This window comes from Amycolatopsis antarctica (genome assembly GCF_002262875.1).
Lineage (GTDB): Bacteria > Actinomycetota > Actinomycetes > Mycobacteriales > Pseudonocardiaceae > Amycolatopsis > Amycolatopsis antarctica.
On the sequence record NZ_NKYE01000012.1, the window covers coordinates 188,902 to 206,974 of the forward strand.

An 18,073-nucleotide genomic window follows, 5' to 3' on the forward strand; every position below is an offset into this window, starting at 1 on the left:
CCCCGCCTCGCCAGGGAACCGGCCCGGCGGCGTTCAGCGATCTCAGAGGGTCGCGGCGGCGTCCATCGCTCGCAGGATGCGCTTGACCGAGACCGGGTACGCGGTGCCGAGCGTCTGGGCGAAGTAGCTGACGCGCAGCTCCTCGATCATCCACCGCACCTCGGCGAGTTCGGGGCTCACCGGCGTGCGCGGACCGAGCGAGCCGAGCACCGCGCGGTACTCCTCGCGCACCCACTCCACCTCACCCAGCTTCTCCAGATCGCGGGTCGGGTCCGCGGGTAGCTTCTCCAGCCTGCGCTCGATTCCGCGCAGGTACCGGACGACCTCGGGCAGCCGCCGCGCGCCGGTCTCGGTGACGAAACCCGGTCGTACCAGGGCGGCGAGCTGCGCACGGGCGTCGGCGAGCGATTCCCCGTAGGCGGTGGGCGAGTCGTCGAGCCGCGACTGGACGTCGTGTGCGGCGCGCAGGATCCGCTCCACGTCCCCCAGCACGTCCAGTACCCCGCCGTTGACCCGGACGCGCACCTTCTCCTGCAAGGTGGCGAAGGCGTCCTGTTCCCACACCGGCCCGCCGAACTCACCGATCAGCGCGTCGATCGCGCAGTCGACGCAGTCGTCCAGCAGGGCCGCGACGCTGCCGTGCGGGTTCCGGTTGAGCACCAGCTTCGACTGGTTGCCCAGGCCGCGATTGATGTGCTTCATCGGCGAGGAGATGTTGAGGCGCAACAACTTCCGCGTGCCCGCCCACATCTCGTGCCGCTGCTGGGCCGGGGTGTCGAGCATCCGCACGGCCACCGACTCGCCCTCGTCGACCAGCGCGGGATACGCCTTGACCTCGTGCCCGCGCTGCGTGGTGGCGAAGACCTTCGGCAGTGCGCCGAAAGTAGCCGTCCGCAGCCCGGAGCGTTCCAGTTCGTCTGCGGCGGCGGAGATCGTCTCACGCAGCTTCGGTGTCAATTTCTCCTTCAGGGCAGGCAGATCCTTGCCCTCGGCCAGTGTCCGGTTCTTCTCCCCCAGCACGCGGAAAGTGATCCGCAGATGCTCGGGCACCGACTCCGGCACCCACGCCTCGTACGGGACGAGGACGCCGCGCAGGCGTTCCAGCTCACCCGCAAGCACGTCGAGGATCGGCCCGTCGGCCGGGCCCACCCGGGAGAGCACGAGTCTCGCGTGGTCGGGGGCCGGCACGAAGTTGCGCCGCACCGGCTTCGGCAACGACTTGATCAGCGCGGTGACCAGCTCCTCGCGCAGGCCGGGAACCTGCCACTCGAAACCGTCCGGCTCGACCTGGTTGAGCACCGGCAGCGGGATGTGCACGGTCACGCCGTCCGCGTCGGTGCCCGGTTCGAACTGGTAGGTCAGGTCGAAGCGCAGCGAGCCATGCACCCAGACGTCCGGGTAGTCGGCCTCGGTGACCGGCCCGGCGGTCTCGTTGATCAGCATCGTCTTCTCGAAGGCGAGCAGATCCGGCTGGTCGCGCCGGGTCTTCTTCCACCAGGAGTCGAAATGCCGTCCGGACACCACGTCCGCGCCGACGCGCTGGTCGTAGAACTCGAACAGGGTCTCGTCGTCGACCAGGATGTCCCGTCGCCGCGCGCGGTTCTCCAGGTCCTCGACCTCGTCGAGCAGCGCCCGGTTCTCGGCGAAGAACTTGTGCCCGGTCTGCCAGTCGCCCTCGACGAGGGCGTGCCGAATGAACAGTTCCCGGGACAGTTCCGGATCGATGCGGCCGTAGTTGACCTTGCGGTCGGCGATCAGCGGCACACCGTAGAGCGTCACCTTCTCGCTGGCCATCACCGCGCCCTGCTTGCGTTCCCAGTGCGGCTCGGAGTAGCTGCGCTTGACCAGGTGCGCGGCCAGCGGCTCCACCCACTCCGGCTCGATCCGCGCCGCGACCCGGCCCCACAGCCGGGAGGTCTCCACCAGTTCCGCGGCCATCACCCAGCGCGGCTGCTTCTTGAACAGCGCCGAACCGGGGAACACCGAGAAGCGGGCGCCGCGCGCACCGAGGTAGTCGCCCTTGGCCGGGTCCTTGAGGCCGATGTGCGAGAGCAGCCCGGCGATCAGCGCGGTGTGCACGGCCTGCCCGTCGGCCTGCTGATCGTCGGCGCCGGGCGGGTTCACCGCGATGCCGAGGGGTTTCGCGAGCTGACGGAGCTGGCTGAACACGTCCTGCCACTCCCGCACCCGCAGGTAGTTCAGGAACTCCGACTTGCACAGCTTGCGGAACTGGTTGCCGGACAACGTCTTCTGCTGTTCACGGACGTAGTTCCACAGGTTCAGGTAGGCGAGGAAGTCGGAGGTCTTGTCGGCGAAACGGGCGTGCTTCTCCGACGCCGCCTGCTGGTGTTCGGCCGGACGCTCTCTCGGGTCCTGAATGGACAGTGCCGCCGCGATGATCATCACCTCGCGCACGCAGTCCGTCCGCGCGGCCTCCAGCACCATCCGGCCCATCCGCGGGTCCACCGGCAACTGTGCGAGCTTGCGTCCGACGTCGGTGAGCCGCTTGCGCGGATCCGTCGCCGTGGCGTCGATCGCGCCGAGTTCGGCCAGCAACTGGACGCCGTCGGTGACCTGACGGCGGTCGGGCGGCTCGACGAACGGGAACGCTGCGAGGTCACCGAGCCCGAGCGAGGTCATCTGCAGAATGACCGAGGCGAGGTTGGTGCGCAGGATCTCCGGGTCGGTGAACTCCGGCCGCGCGTCGAAGTCGTCCTCGGAGTAGAGCCGGATGCACACGCCGTCCGAGGTCCGGCCGCAGCGGCCCTTGCGCTGGTTCGCCGAGGCCTGCGAGACGGGCTCGATCGGCAGCCGCTGCACCTTCGTCCGATGGCTGTAGCGGGAGATCCGCGCCGTGCCGGGGTCGATGACGTACTTGATGCCGGGCACCGTCAGCGAGGTCTCCGCGACGTTGGTGGCGAGCACGATCCGCCTGCGAATCGACGAGGCCCCGCCCGGTCGCTGGAACACCCGGTGCTGCTCGGCCGAGGACAGCCTGGCGTACAGCGGCAACACCTCGGTGTGCGGCAGGGACATCGCGACCAGCGCCTCGTTGGCGTCGCGGATCTCCCGCTCACCGGAGAGGAACACCAGGATGTCGCCCGGCCCCTCGCGCTGCAGCTCGGTGGCGGCGTCGCAGATGGCCTGAACCTGGTCGCGGTCCTGGTCGGCGTCCGGGTCGTCCGGGTCGACCACGGGCCGGTAGCGGACCTCCACCGGGTAGGTACGGCCGGAGACCTCGACGATCGGCGCCGGCGTGCCGTCCTGACCGAAGTGCTCGGCGAACCGTTCCGGGTCGATCGTCGCCGAGGTGATGATCACCTTGAGATCGGGGCGCTTCGGCAGGAGCTGCTTGAGGTAGCCGAGGATGAAGTCGATGTTGAGGCTGCGTTCGTGCGCCTCGTCGATGATCAGCGTGTCGTACTGGCGCAGCAGGCGGTCGTGCTGGATCTCGGCGAGCAGGATGCCGTCCGTCATCACCTTGACGAGCGTGTCGTCACCGGAGTTGTCGGTGAACCGGACCTTGTATCCCACCGCCGTGCCGGGTTCGGTCTTCAGCTCGCTCGCGATCCGCTCGGCGACCGTGCGGGCGGCGATCCGGCGCGGCTGGGTGTGCCCGATCTGGCCGAGCACGCCACGGCCCAGTTCCAGGCAGATCTTCGGCAACTGGGTCGTCTTGCCGGAGCCGGTCTCTCCGGCGACGATCACCACCTGGTGCTCGCGGATCACGTTCGCGATGTCCTCCGCGCGCATGCTGACCGGCAGCTCGGCGGGGAAGGTCACCGCCGGCACGGACTCCCGCCGGGACGTCACCCGCAGTTCGGCGGCGTCGATGTCGGCGGCGATCCGGTCGGCCACCGCCTGCTGGTCGCGGGACTTGCGGGCGCCGTCGATACGGCGGCGCAACCGGTGCGTGTCGCGCGGCATCAGGCCGGGAAGCCGGGGCCGGAGCGCGTCGAGGGGGGATCGTGTGGACATACCGCCCGCCACAATAGTCGTGCCTCCGCCCGGGGTCTCGGCGAATATGCCCTGGTGCACGGTCACGCTCGTACGGCGTCCGGAATCCGCCCGCCGGGTACCACCGGCTTGCGGGTGTCGCCCGGCGTCCGGCACGCTCCACCGTGCCGGAACCCCGGCCCGTGCCAGAGCGATCACAGGGAGCGGGAACAGGTGACGCGCTACGGCCTGCTCGGCCCACTGACGGTGGACGGCTCCTCGGTGTCTCCCGGACAGCAGCGCACCGTGCTCGCCGCACTGCTCGTCCAGGCGAACCAGCCGGTCACCACGAGTTCCCTCGTCGACGAGCTGTGGCCGGAGGGCGCGCCGGACTCGGCGAACGTGATCGTGCAGATGTGCGTGTCCGGCCTGCGCAAGCTGCTCGCCCCCGGAGTACCGGCCCGGGACGCCCGCCAGGTGCTGCGGACCAGCGGTGGCAGCTACACGCTCGGCGTCGCCGAGGACGAGCTCGATCAGGCGATCTTCCTCCGGCACGCGGACGAGGGCGTCCGGCTCGCCGAGGCCGGCAGGGCCGAGGCGGCGGCCGAGGCGCTGCGGGCGGCACTGTCCGGCTGGCGGGGCCCGGCGCTGGCGGACGTCACCGGCGGCCGGATCGTGTCCGCGCACGCCGCGTGGCTGGACGAGCGCAGGGCGGCCACGCTGGAACGGCGGATCCAGGCCGAACTGGAACTCGGCAGGCACACCGAGGTGGTCACCGAACTGCGCGGCAGGGTCGAGGCCGAGCCGACGCAGGAGGTGTTCGCCGCCCAGCTCGTCACCGCACTGGCCGCGGCGGGCAGGCGTGGTGAGGCCGCCGAGGTGTTCGAGACGGCGCGGCGCGCGCTCGCCGAGGAACTGGGGGTGCGCCCCGGCGGCAGGCTGCTCGACGCCGTCCGTCGGATCGACGCGCCCGAACGGGCGGCCGCGACCGTTCCGGTCGCCCAGCTTCCACCGCACATCGCCGACTTCACCGGACGCCAGGAGGTCCTCGACCGGATCGCCGTGACGCTCGGCTCCGGCGAGGGCTCCGGCGCCCCCCGGGTGCTGGCGCTGTGCGGCCCGGGCGGGATCGGCAAGAGCGCGCTGGCCGTCCGCGCGGCGCACGACCTGCGGGAAAGCTTCCCCGACGCGCAGGTCGCCGCCGACCTGCGCGGCGGTTCCGGACGCCCGGCCGATGTGCTCGGGCACTTCCTGCGCGCGCTGGGCGTCTCCGGCGCGGAGCTGCCGTCCGGGCTGACCGAGCGGCAGAACCTGTGGCGGGGGCGCACGGCGGGGGCCCGCGTGCTCGTACTGCTCGACGACGCCCGCGACGAACAACAGGTACGGGCCCTGTTGCCGGGCGGTGACGGCTGTGCGGTGCTGGTGACCACCCGGCGCCGGCTGCTCGGGCTGGAGGGCGCGTCCACGATCACCGTGCCGGAGCTGACCGAACGGGACGCCCTCGATCTGCTCGGGGCGCTCGCCGGGACCGGCCGGGTGGCGGCCGAGCCGGAGCAGGCGCGGCGGCTGCTGCGGCTGTGCGGCGGGCTGCCGCTGGCGGTGCGGATCGTCGGCGCGAAGCTCGCCGCCCGCGAACACGAGCCGATCGGCGAACTGGCGGACCGGGTCGCCGACCGGCACGGCACGCTGGGCGAACTGCGGGCCGGGGACCTGGACGTGCGGGCCACCGTGGAGGTGAGCTACGCCGAGTGCACCGCGGCCCAGCAACGGGCGCTGCGCCTGATGGGCGCCCTCCCGCTGCCCACCTTCACCCGCTGGACCATGGCAACGTTGCTGGACCAGGATCGCCGCGGTGCCGCCGAGACCGTGGAGGAACTGGTCGAGGCGCAGCTCGTGCAGGTCGTCGGGCGCGACCCGATCGGCGGGCTCCGGTACCGGCTGCACGATCTGATCTCCGCCTTCGCGGCGGAGAAGGGCCTGTCCGATCCGGTCGCCGCCGACGAGGCGGCCGACCGGGTGGTGCGCGGTTACCTGGCACTCGCCCTGCGCGCCCACGACGCGTTGCGGGCGGGCCGGTTCCCGCCATCCGCGCCACCGGAGCCCGCCCGGTCCGACACCGCAAGGGCGGTCCGCGACGACCCGGGGCCGTGGCGCACCGAGGAGACACCGAACCTGGTCGCGGCGACGCGGTGGGCCTACGACCGCGGCTGGTGGGGCCGGGTCGCCGAGCTGGCGGGCGCGTTCGCCGGGCTGGCCGAGCGCAGGCCCGCCGACACCGGGGCCCGCGATGTCGCGGTGCTCGGCCTGCTGGCCGCCCGCCGGGCGGGCGACGCGCGAGCCGAGGCGGTGAGCCTCTGTTCCCTGGGCGACCTGCGCTGGGAGTCGGGACTGGCCGGCAGTGCACACCGGTACTACTCGCTGGCGGTCGCGGTCTTCGACGCGCTCGGCGACGACTGCGGGCTGGCCAGGGTGCTCACCGCGCAGGCCGATGTGGACATCGAGGGCGGCCGGGTCGACCAGGCGCGGGCCGGGCTGCAGCGGGCGCTGCTGCTGGCGAAGGTGGTCGGCGACGAGCAGTGCCAGGCCGACGCGCTGGACCAGCTCGGCTCCCTGCTGTTCGACCTCGGCGACTACCCGGCCGCCGAGGAGTGCTTCGTGTCCTGCCGCGCGATCGCGGAGAGCCTCGGCCTGTGGCGCAGTGTCGCCCACGCCGACAAGCGGCTGGCCGACGTCCTGCGCTGGACCGGCGAGTGCGAGCGCGCCGGTGCGCTGCTCGCCTCCTCGTTGCGGATCGCCCGGGAGCACGCCGACCGGCACTGGGAGGGACACGTCCTGCGCTCGCTGGGACAGCTCCAGCGGGTCACCGGTGAGCTGGACGCCGCCGAGGAATCCCTGGGGACCGCTCTGGAACTGTTCACCGGGCTGCGGCACCGGCACGCCCGTTGCTACGTGCTGCACTCGCTGGGCGAGCTCTACGCCACCCGTGGCGACACCGCCCGGGCGGAACTCGGTTTCGCCGCCTGCCGGGAGATGTTCGGCGAGCTGAACGACTGGCGCGGCCAGGGCTACACCCTGCTCAGCCTCGGCACGCTCTGGGCCGCGCGCGGCGACCACGACGCCGCGACCGGCCTGCTGCACGGTGCGCTGGGCATCTTCGAACGGCTCGGCTACCGGCGACTGCAGGAGGTCACCGTCGCCGCCCTGCACGACATCGCCTCCGCCGGCAACGCCAGTTGACCTGCGGCGACACCGGTCCCGATCCGGTTTAGCGTTCGTTTAGCGCCGCACGGTTCCCTGATCGGTGTCCGGTTTCCCGCCACCCGGCGGTGTACCGGGAACGAGAGGAGCGGATCGTGCGAAAGAGGACGACTCTCGCCGCGGCGGTGCTCGCGGCGGCGACCGTGCCGGTGGCGGCCGGGATCTCGACGGCGGCGGACGGCCCCGCCGGACCGGCGGCCGCCTCGGCCCAGGAATCGGCGAAGGAGGTACTCGCCGACGGTGGCACGACCTTGCTCGACAGCCACGTCAGCGGGAACGAGGACCCCGGCTCGACCGCCAAGCAGAACGTGCTCGACACCTCCCGCGGCGAGGGTGCGCGGACCAGCCCGTGGAGCGACGTGGGCGTCACCAGGGTCGGCCTGTCCGCGAAGATGATGGCCGGACTGGTGTCCATCGGCAAGGACCACCCGATCCGGGTGACCACGATCGCCGGCGGGGACCACAGCTCGAACTCGTACCACTACGCGGGCACCGCCGTGGACATCGACCGGATCGACGGGTCCGCGGTGGACGCGAACCACCCCAAGGTGGGCGCCGTGAAGGCCGCCTGCGAACGCCTCGGCGCGGTGGAGATCCTCGGGCCGGGCGATCCCGCCCACGACGGCCACGTGCACTGCGCCTGGTCTTCCTGACCATCACCGGCGCCGGGCCCCGGTGCCACAACGCGGAGGTAGGACATGAAGCGCAGCAGGAAAGTGACGGTGCTGACCGCCTCACTGGTCTCCACCGCGGCGGTGGCGGTGGGGGTCGTCACCGCCGGGGGCGCCTCGGCGGCTCCGGCGGCCCGGGCCGGTGACGCGCTCGGCATCGACGTGTCGAACCACAACGGCACGGTGGACTTCGGCTCGGTCAAGAAGGACGGCAGGGACTTCGCGTTCGTGCTCGCCTCGGACGGGAACTCCTTCAGCAGCCCCGAGTTCTCGAAGCAGTACAAGGGCGCGGGCGAGGCGGGCCTGATCCGCGGCGCCTACCACTTCGCGCGTCCCGGCGGTTCCGCCGCCAAGCAGGCCGACCACTTCCTGTCGGTGGCCGACTACTCCAACGACGGGAAGTCGCTGCCGCCGGTGGTGGACATGGAGGCGAACCCCGACGGCGCCGCCTGCTACGGGCTCGGTGCCGCCGAGATGAAGGACTGGATCAAGGGTTTCCTCGCTCGGGTCAAGGAAAAGACCGAGCGGGACGCCATCATCTACACCAGTCCCGGGTTCTGGAAGGACTGCACCGGCAACAGCGAGATGTTCACCGAGAACCCGCTGTGGGTCGCCGCGTGGAAGGTCGACAAGCCCGAGGTGCCCGGCGGCTGGAAGAACTACACCTTCTGGCAGTACAGCGATTCCGGCTCGGTTCCCGGCGTCAGCGGGCCGGTCGACGTGAACCGCTTCAACGGCACCGTCACCGAGCTGAAGGCGCTGGCCGACGGCTGAGCATCGAAATCCCATATGGACAGTCCGAACAGGACTGACGGAACGAGGAGGACATCGTGTCAGCACGTGATTCCGGCATCCGCCGGATCTCCCGGGGCGCCGCCGTGGTCGCCGCGGCCGGACTCGCCCTCACCGGTGCCGCGGCCGTGTCCGCCGCCGACCAGGCGCCCGCACGAGGACAGGAAGCCGCCGCGCACCAGGCCGGGACCACGGCCGGCTCCGTCTCCCGCGGCCGGGTGATCGACCGGGCGAAGGCCTGGGCGGAGGCCAAGGTGCCGTACAGCATGAGCGACTACCGCAACGACTACCGCACGGACTGCTCCGGGTACGTGTCGATGGCGTGGATGCTCGGTGACAGCCTCACCACGGTCACCCTGCCCGAGGTCACCACCGCGATCGGCAAGGAGGACCTGCGGGCCGGGGACATCATGGGCAAGCTGGGTCCCGGCACCGGCGGCTCGGCGGGCCACGTGTTCCTCTTCGACCGCTGGGAGGACAAGTCCGCGGGCAAGTTCCTCGCCTACGAACAGACCCCGCCGCACACCGTGCACAGCCACAAGACGTACTCCTCGCTGATCGACGAGGGCTACAAGGCCTACCGCTACGACAAGATCACCGACTGACTCTCCGGCCGGCGCGGCCGGTGTGCCGGTGGTCCCACTCCCCCTCGACCACCGGCACACCGCCGCGCGTCGACGATCGCGGGTGAGCCGCCGCGGTCAGCGGCGGCGGATCGCGTCCGGGCCCAGATCCCGCACACGCCGGTGACCGGACAGCCCCAGCGTCAGGTCCAGGTCGGCGAGCAGGCCGCGCAGCACGTGGCGCACCCCGTCGGCACCGGCGTGGGCCAGCCCGTACACGTACGGCCTGCCGAGCAGCACCGCGCGGGCACCGAGGGCGAGCGCGATCAGCACGTCAGAGCCGGTCCGCACGCCGGAGTCGAACAGCACCTCGACGCGGTCGCCGACGGCCGCCACGACCTCCGGCAGCGCGTCCAGCGCGGCGATGGCGCCGTCGACCTGCCTGCCCCCGTGGTTGGACACCACGATGCCGTCCATCCCGGCGTCCACCGCCCGCCGGGCGTCGTCGGGATGCTGGATTCCCTTCAGCACGATCGGCCCGTCCCAGTGGTCGCGCAGGAACGCCAGCGAGGCCCAGTCGTAGTCGGTGCCGGTGATCATGAACAGCCAGCGCAGGATCGCGGTGGCCGGATCGTCCTCCGGTGTCTTCTCCAGCAGCCCGCGGAACACCGGGTCGGAGAAGCCGACCGCCATCCCCTCGCCCTTGAGGAACGGCAGGTACGCCTGGTCGAGATCGGTGGGTCGCCAGGCGAGCGTCCAGGTGTCGAGGGTGACGACCAGCGTCGTGTACCCCGCGGACGCGGCGCGCCGGAGCAGGCTCGCGCAGACGTCCGGATCGGAAGGGCGGTAGAGCTGGAACCACCGATCACCGGCGCCGTTCGCGGCGGCGACGTCCTCGATGCCGGTCGAGGACGCGGTGGACAGGATCATCGGCAGGCCGACGTCCGCCGCGGCGCGGGCGGTGGCCGCCTCCGCGTCCGGGTGCACGATGGACTGGACGCCGACCGGCGCGAGCAGCACCGGCGCGGACACCTCCCGGCCCAGGACGGTGGTGGTGAGGTCACGTTCGGTCGAGCCGGTCAGCATCCGCGGGACCAGGCCCCAGCGGCCGAACGCCTCCCGGTTCGCGCGCACCGTCGACGCGGAGCCCGCTCCCCCGGCGACGTAGGAGAAGGGGCCGGATTCCAGCACCTCGCGGGCGGCGGACTCCAGGGTGGTGGGGTCGGTGGAGAACGGCGGCAGCACACCGCCGAGTCCCTGCAGGTAGATCTCGTTCTGGTAGTTGGCCCACTGTCCCGGCACTGTCCCGCCTCTCACCGTTCCCGGCGCCCGTCGCCGTGGAGGAAGTCGGCGTCATCCTTCCCGACCGGGCACCCGGCTGTCACGCCCCGGCGGGGCGCGGGGACGGGCCGAGCGTCGATAGTCCATTGAGGACGGTGGCTTCCCCCTGCGGCGCAGGGGGAAGCCACCACGAAAACGCCTCAGGATCCGGCGGGAGCCAGTTTCGCCGCGACCTCGGTCACCCGGCGGCCGGCGAACTGGGCCGACTTCTTCGTCTCCTCGCTCACCGGGATCGTGCCCTGCCCGTCGGTGTGCGAGGGGCCGTACGGGGTGCCCACCTCGTACTGGATGGGGTCGGTGTAGCCGGGCGTCACCAGGATCCCGCCGAAGTGGTGCACGGTGTTGTAGAGCGCCAGCAGCGTGGACTCGCGGCCGCCGTGCGCCGTGCCGGTGGAGACGAATCCCGAGTAGACCTTGTCCTGCAACTGGCCCTTCGCCCATTCGCCACCGAGCGAGTCGATGAACTGCTTGAGCTGGGCGGCCACGTTGCCGTACCGGGTCGGCGTCCCGAAGATCACCGCGTCGGCCCAGCGGATGTCCTCCGGGGTCGCCTCGGGTACGTCGGCGGTCGCGTCCAGATGCGCCCGCCAGGCCGGGTTCGAATCGATCGCGGCGTCCGGCGCCAGTTCACGCACCCGGCGGATCCGGACCCGCGCACCGGCGGCCTCCGCCCCCTCTGCCACGGATTCGGCCAGGGTGTGCACGTTGCCGGTGGAGCTGTAGTAGATGACCGCGACCTTGGGCTGTGTCACGTGGAATCCTCCTCGTTCACGAATCGGACTGGCTGCCCTTGTGCTCTTCCCCGGCCAACGTGTGCCCGGACGCCGCGCATTCCCGGCGACGCCGATCGCCCCCATCCGCGTGAGATCGCTCTCCGCGGCCCGGGAACCGGACCGGTCACCGCACGGAGTGGGGCGCGCCCCACCACCGATTCTGGTGCGGACGCCAGTGTCCGGCGGGACGAACGCCGCCAGGCTGACAGCCATGACCTCTCTCGCGAGTACGCTCGCGCACCGGGCCGCCCGCCTGCACCGCCCACTTCTGATCGTCACCGCCGCACTGCTGGTGATCGGTGTGGTGGGCCTGGGCGGACTGCTGCTGGACGACCGGGAACTACTCGGCCTGCCGATCTGGGCGAAAACGGTGAAGTTCGGCTTCTCCTTCGGTCTCTACGCGGCCACGCTGGCGTGGATGATCGGGCTGCTCACCAGGGCCCGCCGCTGGGGGTGGTGGCTGGGCAGTGTGGTCGCCGCCGGGCTGGCCTGCGACATCGTGCTGATGGTGGTGCAGATGATCATCCGCGGCAGACGGCTGCACTTCAACCACGCCGACGAGACCGACCGGATGATCCACAACCTGCTGGCCACCGGTACCTACGCGGCGTTCGTCGCCACCGCGATCGTCGCGCTCCTGCTGTCGTTCCAGCGCCTGCCCGACGTCTCGCAGGCCGCGGCCGTGCGCGCGGGTCTGCTCGTGACGCTGGCCGGCCTGGGGATGGGCACGCTCATGTTCAGCCCTACCCCCGAGCAGCAGGCCGCGCTCGACACCGGAACACGCCCCGGGGTGGTGGGATCACACGGCGTCGGCGTACCGGACGACGGCGCCGGGCTGCCGATCCTCGGCTGGAGCACCGAGGGCGGCGACCTGCGGGTCGCGCACTTCGCCGGGCTGCACGCGCTCCAGTTGCTGCCGCTGCTGGCCGTCGCGCTGCTCCTGCTGTCCCGGCGGTACGCGGGGCTGCGTTCGCCCTACGTCCGGCGCGACCTCGTCCGGGTGGCCGCGTCCGCCCAGCTCGCCCTCGTGGCCCTGCTGACCTGGCAGGCCCTGCGCGGCCAGTCGGTGATCCACCCGGACCTGTGGACCCTGCTGACGGCGGGCGCGATCGCCGGCTCGGCCGCGACCGGATGCGTTCTCGCGCTGCGCCGCCGCCGGGCGGCGACCGAGCCGGAGCCGGTGACCGTCACCACGTCCGGGAATATTTAGTACGTCTATGCAAGTTCTTCTCCTCGGCACCGACGAGCGGCAGGAGAACGATGAGCACGGGCACCGCGACAGTCCCGGACCGGGTATCCGAGACCACCACCCCGGCGCCCCGCAGGCTCAGGTACGCGCTGATCCTCGGCGGGCTCTCCGCGTTCGGCCCGCTCTCGATCGACATGTACCTGCCCGCGTTCCCCGGGATGACCGGCGACCTCGGCACCGCCGAGTCCACGCTGCAGCTCACCCTCACCGCGTTCGTCATGGGCCTCGCCGTGGGCCAGCTCGTCATCGGGCCGCTGTCCGACGCGCTCGGCAGGCGCAGGCCGCTGATCGCCGGAATCGCCGTCTACGCGGTCGCCTCGGTGCTCTGCGCGCTCGCGCCGTCCGCGGAACTGCTCATCGCCGCCAGGGTGCTCCAGGCACTCGGCGCCGCGGCCGGGATCGTGGTGGCCCGCGCGACGGTGCGGGACCTGTTCTCCGGCACGGCGATGACGAAGTTCTTCTCGATGCTGATGCTGGTCAACGGCCTCGCCCCGATCCTCGCACCGGTGATCGGCGGCCAGGTCCTGCAGTGGACCTCGTGGCGGGGCGTGTTCGTCGTGCTCACCGTGTTCGGCGTGCTGTTGCTGGCCGTCGTCGCGATCGCCATGCCGGAACCGCTGCCGCCGCACCGGCGCAGGCCCGCCCGGATCCGCACCATCGCGGCCACCTATCGGGGCCTGCTCGGCGACCGCGCGTTCGTCGGCTACGCGCTCACCTCCGGGCTGACCTTCGCCGGGGTGTTCGCCTACATCTCCGGTTCGTCGTTCGTGCTCCAGGAGGTCTACGCACTGAGCCCGCAGCAGTACAGCCTGGCGTTCGGGCTGAACGGCATCGGCATCGTGATCGCCGGGCAGATCAACGGCCGCATCGTCGGGCGCTTCCCGGAACGGGTGCTGCTGCGGGCCGGACTGCTCGGCTCCACGACGGGCGCGGTGGCGATGGTGGTGGCGGCGGCGACCGCGGCACCGTTGCCTTACCTGATGGTGCCGCTGTTCCTGGTCGTCTCCGGGATCGGGCTGATCATGCCGAACACGATGTCGCTGGCCCTGGCCGATCACCCGCACACGGCAGGCGCCGCCTCCGCGCTGCTCGGGGTCGTGCAGTTCGTCGTCGCGGGCCTGGCCTCGCCGTTGGTCGGCCTGTTCGGCGAGGGCTCGGCGGTTCCGATGGCCTCGATCATGGCCGGGTTCGGCCTGCTGGCCCTGCTGACGTTCAGCACGCTCACCCGCGCCGGGATCGCGGCCCCGCCCGCGGTGCGGGAAGCGGCCTGACCGGGGGCGGCTACTTGCAGGCCCCGCAGCAGCCGCAACCGGGTCCGGAACACGAGGAACATCCGCAACAAGACATGCACAGCACGCTATACGTCACGGACGGGCCTGCTGCACCGCTGCGCGAGTGATCCGGCGGTGACGGTGGGTGTCAGCCGAGGCTGCCGAGATCGCCACGGACGAGCTCGTCCTCGGTCACCCGCACGTCCTCCTCCACCAGTCGCTGCAGCGCGTCGCCGTCGTCCCACAGGTTGACGTTCAACGCGGCGCGCACCGTGCCCGCGCGGGTCCAGAAGGCGATGAACTCACGGCCGGTCAGGTCGCCGCGGACGACGAGCCGGTCCGTGCCCGGATCCGCGAGACCGCGGTACTCGCAGCCGATCCCGCCCGTCTCGGGGTCGTACTGGTCGGAGAAGAAGTACGGCGCAGCGGTGTAGGGATCGTGCGCGCCGAGCAGGTTCCCGGCCACGTGCTCGCCCTGCCCCTGGGCGTTCGCCCAGTGCTCCACGCGCACCCGCCTGCCGTAACGGGGGTGATAGTGCGCGGCCACGTCTCCGGCCGCGTACACGTCCGGGGCGGCGGTACGCAGGCCCGCGTCGGTGCACAGCCCACCGTCGTCGGCGATCTCCAGCCCGGCCAGGTGCCCGAGATCGGCCCTGGGCGCCGCGCCGACGGCGACCACCACGACGTCGGCAGGCAGCTCCGTGCCGTCGTCGAGCCGCACCCCGGTCACCGCGTCGGGCGTCCCGGTGAACTCCACGACACCGGTCCCGAGCCGCCAGCTCACGCCCTTCTCCGCATGCAGGTCGCGGAACACCCCGGCCACCCGCTCGCCGAGAACGTCGCGCAACGGCAGGGAGACGTTGTCCACGACCGTCACCTCGGCCCCGTGCCCGCGGGCGGCGGCCGCGGCCTCGGTGCCGATCCAGCCCGCCCCGGCGATCACCACCCGCCCGGCTCCGCGCAGCGCCGCCCGCAGGGACAGCGAATCGTCCACGGTGCGCAGCGTGCGCAGTCCCGGCAGGTCACCGCCGGGCACCGGAAGCGACCTCGGCCGGGAGCCGGTGGCGAGCAGTAGCCGGTCGTAGCCGTGCCGCTCGCCCGTCCCGTCGTGCACCACGCGGGCGCCGAGTTCGATCCGTGTGACCGGGACGCCGAGGCGCAGGTCGATGTCGTGCCGCGCGTAGAAGCCGGCCTCGTGCACCCGATCGGGTTCGTCGGCCTCCCCCGTGAGCACGCCCTTCGACAGGGCGGGCAGCTCGTACGGGTCGTGGCCCTCCTCGCCGAGGACGACCACCTCCCCGGTGTAGCCGCGCTCGCGCAGCGCCCCCGCCGCGGTGGCTCCCGCCAGTCCGCTTCCGACGATCACGACGCGCTGCGGTTCCGGCATGCCCGGCTCCTCTTCGACGAGTAGATGGCGAGTGGACGGCGCGTGGACGGCCCCGCACCGGCGACGCTACGCCCGTCACCGGGTGGCGGGCAGCGCGAGAAAGTCCGGAATCTTTTCGCCGATCCGCGTCACGAGGTCCACGCCGCAGCGTCACCACCCCGGCACGCAATGAGATCGACGGGCATCGACGATGAAGGGCGGGGGCCGTGTCGGAACTGGCGGAACGCAACGAATGGGCGATCAACTGCAGGGATCTGTCCGGCAGACGGCGCCAGCTCACGGTGTACGCCAGCCGGGACCGGGTGGTTCTGGTGCCGCCACCCGGTGAAGCGGCCGTGCTCGAGCCCCTCGAGGTCGGCAGGCTCCGTGCCGCGTTGCGCGACGCGGTGGTCCTGGTCGGGCAGACCCCGGCGCAGGAGCTCCTCGCCCGCTACGAGGCGGCGGCCAGGGTCCCGCGGCACCGCTCGGACGACCACTGACCGCGATGCTCCCACCACGGCCCGCCGCCGGTCGCTAGGCTCGTCCGCGGGAGGCGACATGAGCGATGAGCAGGATTCCGCGCAGCAGACCTGGACCGCGGTGGACAGGTACTTCACCGACTGGCTGATCGGCAACGACCCGGAGCTGGACGCCGCGATGGAGGCGAGTGACGCGGCAGGGCTGCCGCCGATCGCCGTCACCCCCAGCCAGGGCAAGCTGCTGCACCTGCTCGCCCGTTCCTGTCACGCGCGGCGGATCCTGGAGATCGGCACCCTCGGCGGGTACAGCACGATCTGGCTGGCCAGGGCGCTGCCCTCGGACGGTCGCCTGGTGACGCTCGAGTCGGAGCCGGCGCACGCCAGGGTGGCCCGCGCCAACCTGGAGCGGGCGGGCGTGGCACACCTGGTGGACGTGCGGGTGGGCAAGGCGCTGGAGACGCTGCCCACGCTGGCCGGTGAGGGGCCGTTCGACCTGATCTTCATCGACGCCGACAAGGTCGGCAACGCGGACTACTTCTCCTGGGGTGTACAGCTTTCCCGGCCCGGCAGCATGATCGTCGTGGACAACGTGGTGCGTGGTGGCGCCGTCGTCAACGCGAACAGCAACGACCCGTCCGTGCAGGGCGTGCGCAGGCTGCACGAGGTGATCGCCGCCGACCACCGGGTCAGCGCGACCAGCCTGCAGACCGTCGGCGAAAAGGGCTACGACGGGCTGACCCTCGCGCTGGTCACCGGCTGACCCGCACCGCGATACGCCGACGTGTCGCGGTGCGGCGGGCGCGGTGCGGCGGAGTGCGGTGCCGAGGATCGGGGTGCGGGGTCAGCACTCGATGACGTTGACGGCGAGCCCGCCGCGCGAGGTCTCCTTGTACTTGACCTTCATGTCCGCCCCGGTCTCGCGCATCGTCTTGATCGCCTTGTCGAGGGTGACGATGTGGCTGCCGTCGCCGCGCATCGCCATCCGAGCGGCGTGGATCGCCTTCGACGCGCCGACGGCGTTGCGCTCGATGCACGGGATCTGCACCAGACCGCCGACCGGGTCGCAGGTCAGCCCCAGGTGGTGCTCGACGCCGATCTCGGCGGCGTTCTCCACCTGCGCGGGCGATCCGCCCAGCACCTCGGTGAGTCCCGCGGCGGCCATCGCGCACGCCGAGCCGACCTCGCCCTGACAGCCCACCTCCGCGCCGGAGATGGAGCCGGTCTCCTTCAGGATCACGCCGAGCGCCCCCGCGGTGAGCATGAAGGTGATCACGCCGTCGTCGTCGGCGTCGCGAATGAAGCGCTGGTAGTAGTGCAGCACGGCCGGGATGATCCCGGCGGCGCCGTTGGTGGGGGCGGTGACCACCCGCCCGCCGGAGGCGTTCTCCTCGTTGACGGCCAGCGCGTAGAGGCTCACCCAGTCCATCGCGTACAGCGCATCACCCGCACCGTCCTCGTCGAGAAGCTTGTGGTGCAGGGACTTCGCCCGCCTCGGCACCTTCAGTCCGCCCGGCAGCACCCCGCCGTTCGCGCAGCCGTTGTGCACGCACTCGACCATCACCTGCCAGATCTCCAGCAGGCCCGCGCGCACCTCCTCCTCGCTGCGCCAGGAGAGTTCGTTGCTCAGCATGATCCGGCTGACCGGCAGGCCGGTGGCCGCACAGTGCGCCAGCAGTTCGGCGCCGGTGCGGAACGGGTACGGCACCGGTGTCGCGTCCTCGACGATCGGGGCCGCCGCCCGGTCGGCCGAGTCGACCTCCTCGGCGTAGGACTCGTCGCGGACGAAGCCGCCGCCGACCGAGTAGTACGTACGTTCCCGCAGCAGCGTGCCCTCGGCGTCGAAGGCGCGGAAGGTCATGCCGTTCGGGTGGGCGGGCAGCGACCGTCGCCGGTGCATCACCAGGTCGCCGTCCTCGGCGAACCGGATCTCGTGCTGTCCCAGCAGGTTCAGTCGCTTCTCGGCGCGCATCCGCTCGACCCGCCCGGCCACGGACGCGGTGTCCACCGACTCCGGCCGTTCACCGGAGAGCCCGAGCAGCACGGCCTTGTCGCTGCCGTGGCCGAATCCGGTCGCGCCGAGCGAACCGAACAGCTCCGCCTTCACCCGCGCGGTGTTCGGGAGCAGGTCCTCGGCGGCGAGGCCCTCAGCGAAGGTGTGCGCGGCCCGCATCGGCCCGACGGTGTGTGAACTCGACGGGCCGATGCCGATCGAGAAGAGGTCGAAAACGCTGATCGCCATTGATCATTCCCTAGCGTTGGAGCCGGGTGAGGAGGCTGCTGGCCTCCTGCGCGGCCGGGGCGTGGTTGTCCAGATGCCGCAACTGCTCCGGCAACGACTCCCCACGATGCTTCTTCGTCTGCGCGTACAACCGAC

At 71.7% G+C, this 18,073-nt stretch carries 13 protein-coding genes and 1 pseudogene; 8 read left to right on the plus strand and 6 right to left on the minus strand.

The window, feature by feature from the left end; translation table 11 throughout:
- Positions 1-42 precede the first annotated feature (42 nt).
- Positions 43-3,978 carry an ATP-dependent RNA helicase HrpA gene (gene hrpA / locus CFN78_RS19485; RefSeq protein ID WP_094864271.1) on the minus strand — a complete coding sequence of 1,312 codons (3,936 nt, stop codon included), beginning with the start codon at positions 3,976-3,978 and terminating at the stop codon, positions 43-45.
- Between the two features lie 192 nt (positions 3,979-4,170).
- On the opposite strand from hrpA, the gene CFN78_RS19490 reads away from it, so the two are divergent.
- From CFN78_RS19490 to CFN78_RS19505, 4 genes are all read left to right on the plus strand, one after another.
- A complete protein-coding gene (locus CFN78_RS19490; RefSeq protein ID WP_165777625.1) occupies positions 4,171-7,173 on the plus strand; it encodes an AfsR/SARP family transcriptional regulator in 3,003 nt (1,000 codons plus the stop codon).
- Positions 7,174-7,289: 116 nt separating this feature from the next.
- The gene (locus tag CFN78_RS19495; protein WP_205660575.1) at positions 7,290-7,847 is read left to right on the plus strand and encodes a carboxypeptidase; all 558 of its coding nucleotides are present in this window, start codon (positions 7,290-7,292) and stop codon (positions 7,845-7,847) included.
- A gap of 45 nt (positions 7,848-7,892) precedes the next feature.
- Entirely contained in the window at positions 7,893-8,639 is a 747-nt protein-coding gene (locus CFN78_RS19500; protein WP_094864274.1) for a GH25 family lysozyme, read from the plus strand.
- Positions 8,640-8,695: 56 nt separating this feature from the next.
- A complete protein-coding gene (locus tag CFN78_RS19505) occupies positions 8,696-9,262 on the plus strand; it encodes an NlpC/P60 family protein (RefSeq protein ID WP_094864275.1) in 567 nt (188 codons plus the stop codon).
- Between the two features lie 96 nt (positions 9,263-9,358).
- Here CFN78_RS19505 and CFN78_RS19510 read toward each other — a convergent pair whose 3' ends face one another.
- Together CFN78_RS19510 and wrbA are read right to left on the minus strand one after the other, a co-directional pair.
- On the minus strand, positions 9,359-10,522 hold the full coding sequence (locus CFN78_RS19510) for a lactate 2-monooxygenase (protein WP_094864276.1): 1,164 nt from the start codon (positions 10,520-10,522) through the stop codon (positions 9,359-9,361).
- A 179-nt stretch (positions 10,523-10,701) separates the two neighbouring features.
- Positions 10,702-11,313 carry an NAD(P)H:quinone oxidoreductase gene (wrbA, locus tag CFN78_RS19515; RefSeq protein WP_240519552.1) on the minus strand — a complete coding sequence of 204 codons (612 nt, stop codon included), beginning with the start codon at positions 11,311-11,313 and terminating at the stop codon, positions 10,702-10,704.
- A gap of 232 nt (positions 11,314-11,545) precedes the next feature.
- On the opposite strand from wrbA, the gene CFN78_RS19520 reads away from it, so the two are divergent.
- Positions 11,546-12,544 (plus strand): hypothetical protein, encoded by a 999-nt coding sequence (locus CFN78_RS19520; RefSeq protein WP_094864277.1) that lies wholly within the window; start codon positions 11,546-11,548, stop codon positions 12,542-12,544.
- Positions 12,545-12,594: 50 nt separating this feature from the next.
- Positions 12,595-13,854: a Bcr/CflA family multidrug efflux MFS transporter gene (locus CFN78_RS19525; RefSeq protein ID WP_094864278.1), complete on the plus strand. Its 1,260-nt coding sequence runs from the start codon at positions 12,595-12,597 to the stop codon at positions 13,852-13,854.
- A gap of 148 nt (positions 13,855-14,002) precedes the next feature.
- On the opposite strand, the gene CFN78_RS19530 is transcribed toward CFN78_RS19525, so the two are convergent.
- A complete protein-coding gene (locus CFN78_RS19530) occupies positions 14,003-15,241 on the minus strand; it encodes an NAD(P)/FAD-dependent oxidoreductase (protein WP_094864279.1) in 1,239 nt (412 codons plus the stop codon).
- A 215-nt stretch (positions 15,242-15,456) separates the two neighbouring features.
- On the opposite strand from CFN78_RS19530, the gene CFN78_RS19535 reads away from it, so the two are divergent.
- A complete protein-coding gene (locus CFN78_RS19535) occupies positions 15,457-15,720 on the plus strand; it encodes a hypothetical protein (RefSeq protein WP_094864308.1) in 264 nt (87 codons plus the stop codon).
- A 58-nt stretch (positions 15,721-15,778) separates the two neighbouring features.
- On the plus strand, positions 15,779-16,459 hold the full coding sequence (locus CFN78_RS19540; RefSeq protein ID WP_094864280.1) for an O-methyltransferase: 681 nt from the start codon (positions 15,779-15,781) through the stop codon (positions 16,457-16,459).
- 81 nt (positions 16,460-16,540) lie between these two features.
- Here the strand turns inward: CFN78_RS19540 and CFN78_RS19545 are convergent, their stop codons facing one another.
- A complete protein-coding gene (locus tag CFN78_RS19545; protein WP_094864281.1) occupies positions 16,541-17,938 on the minus strand; it encodes an L-serine ammonia-lyase in 1,398 nt (465 codons plus the stop codon).
- A gap of 10 nt (positions 17,939-17,948) precedes the next feature.
- Positions 17,949-18,073, minus strand: a pseudogene (locus tag CFN78_RS29885) (lipoyl synthase); the annotation flags it as partial.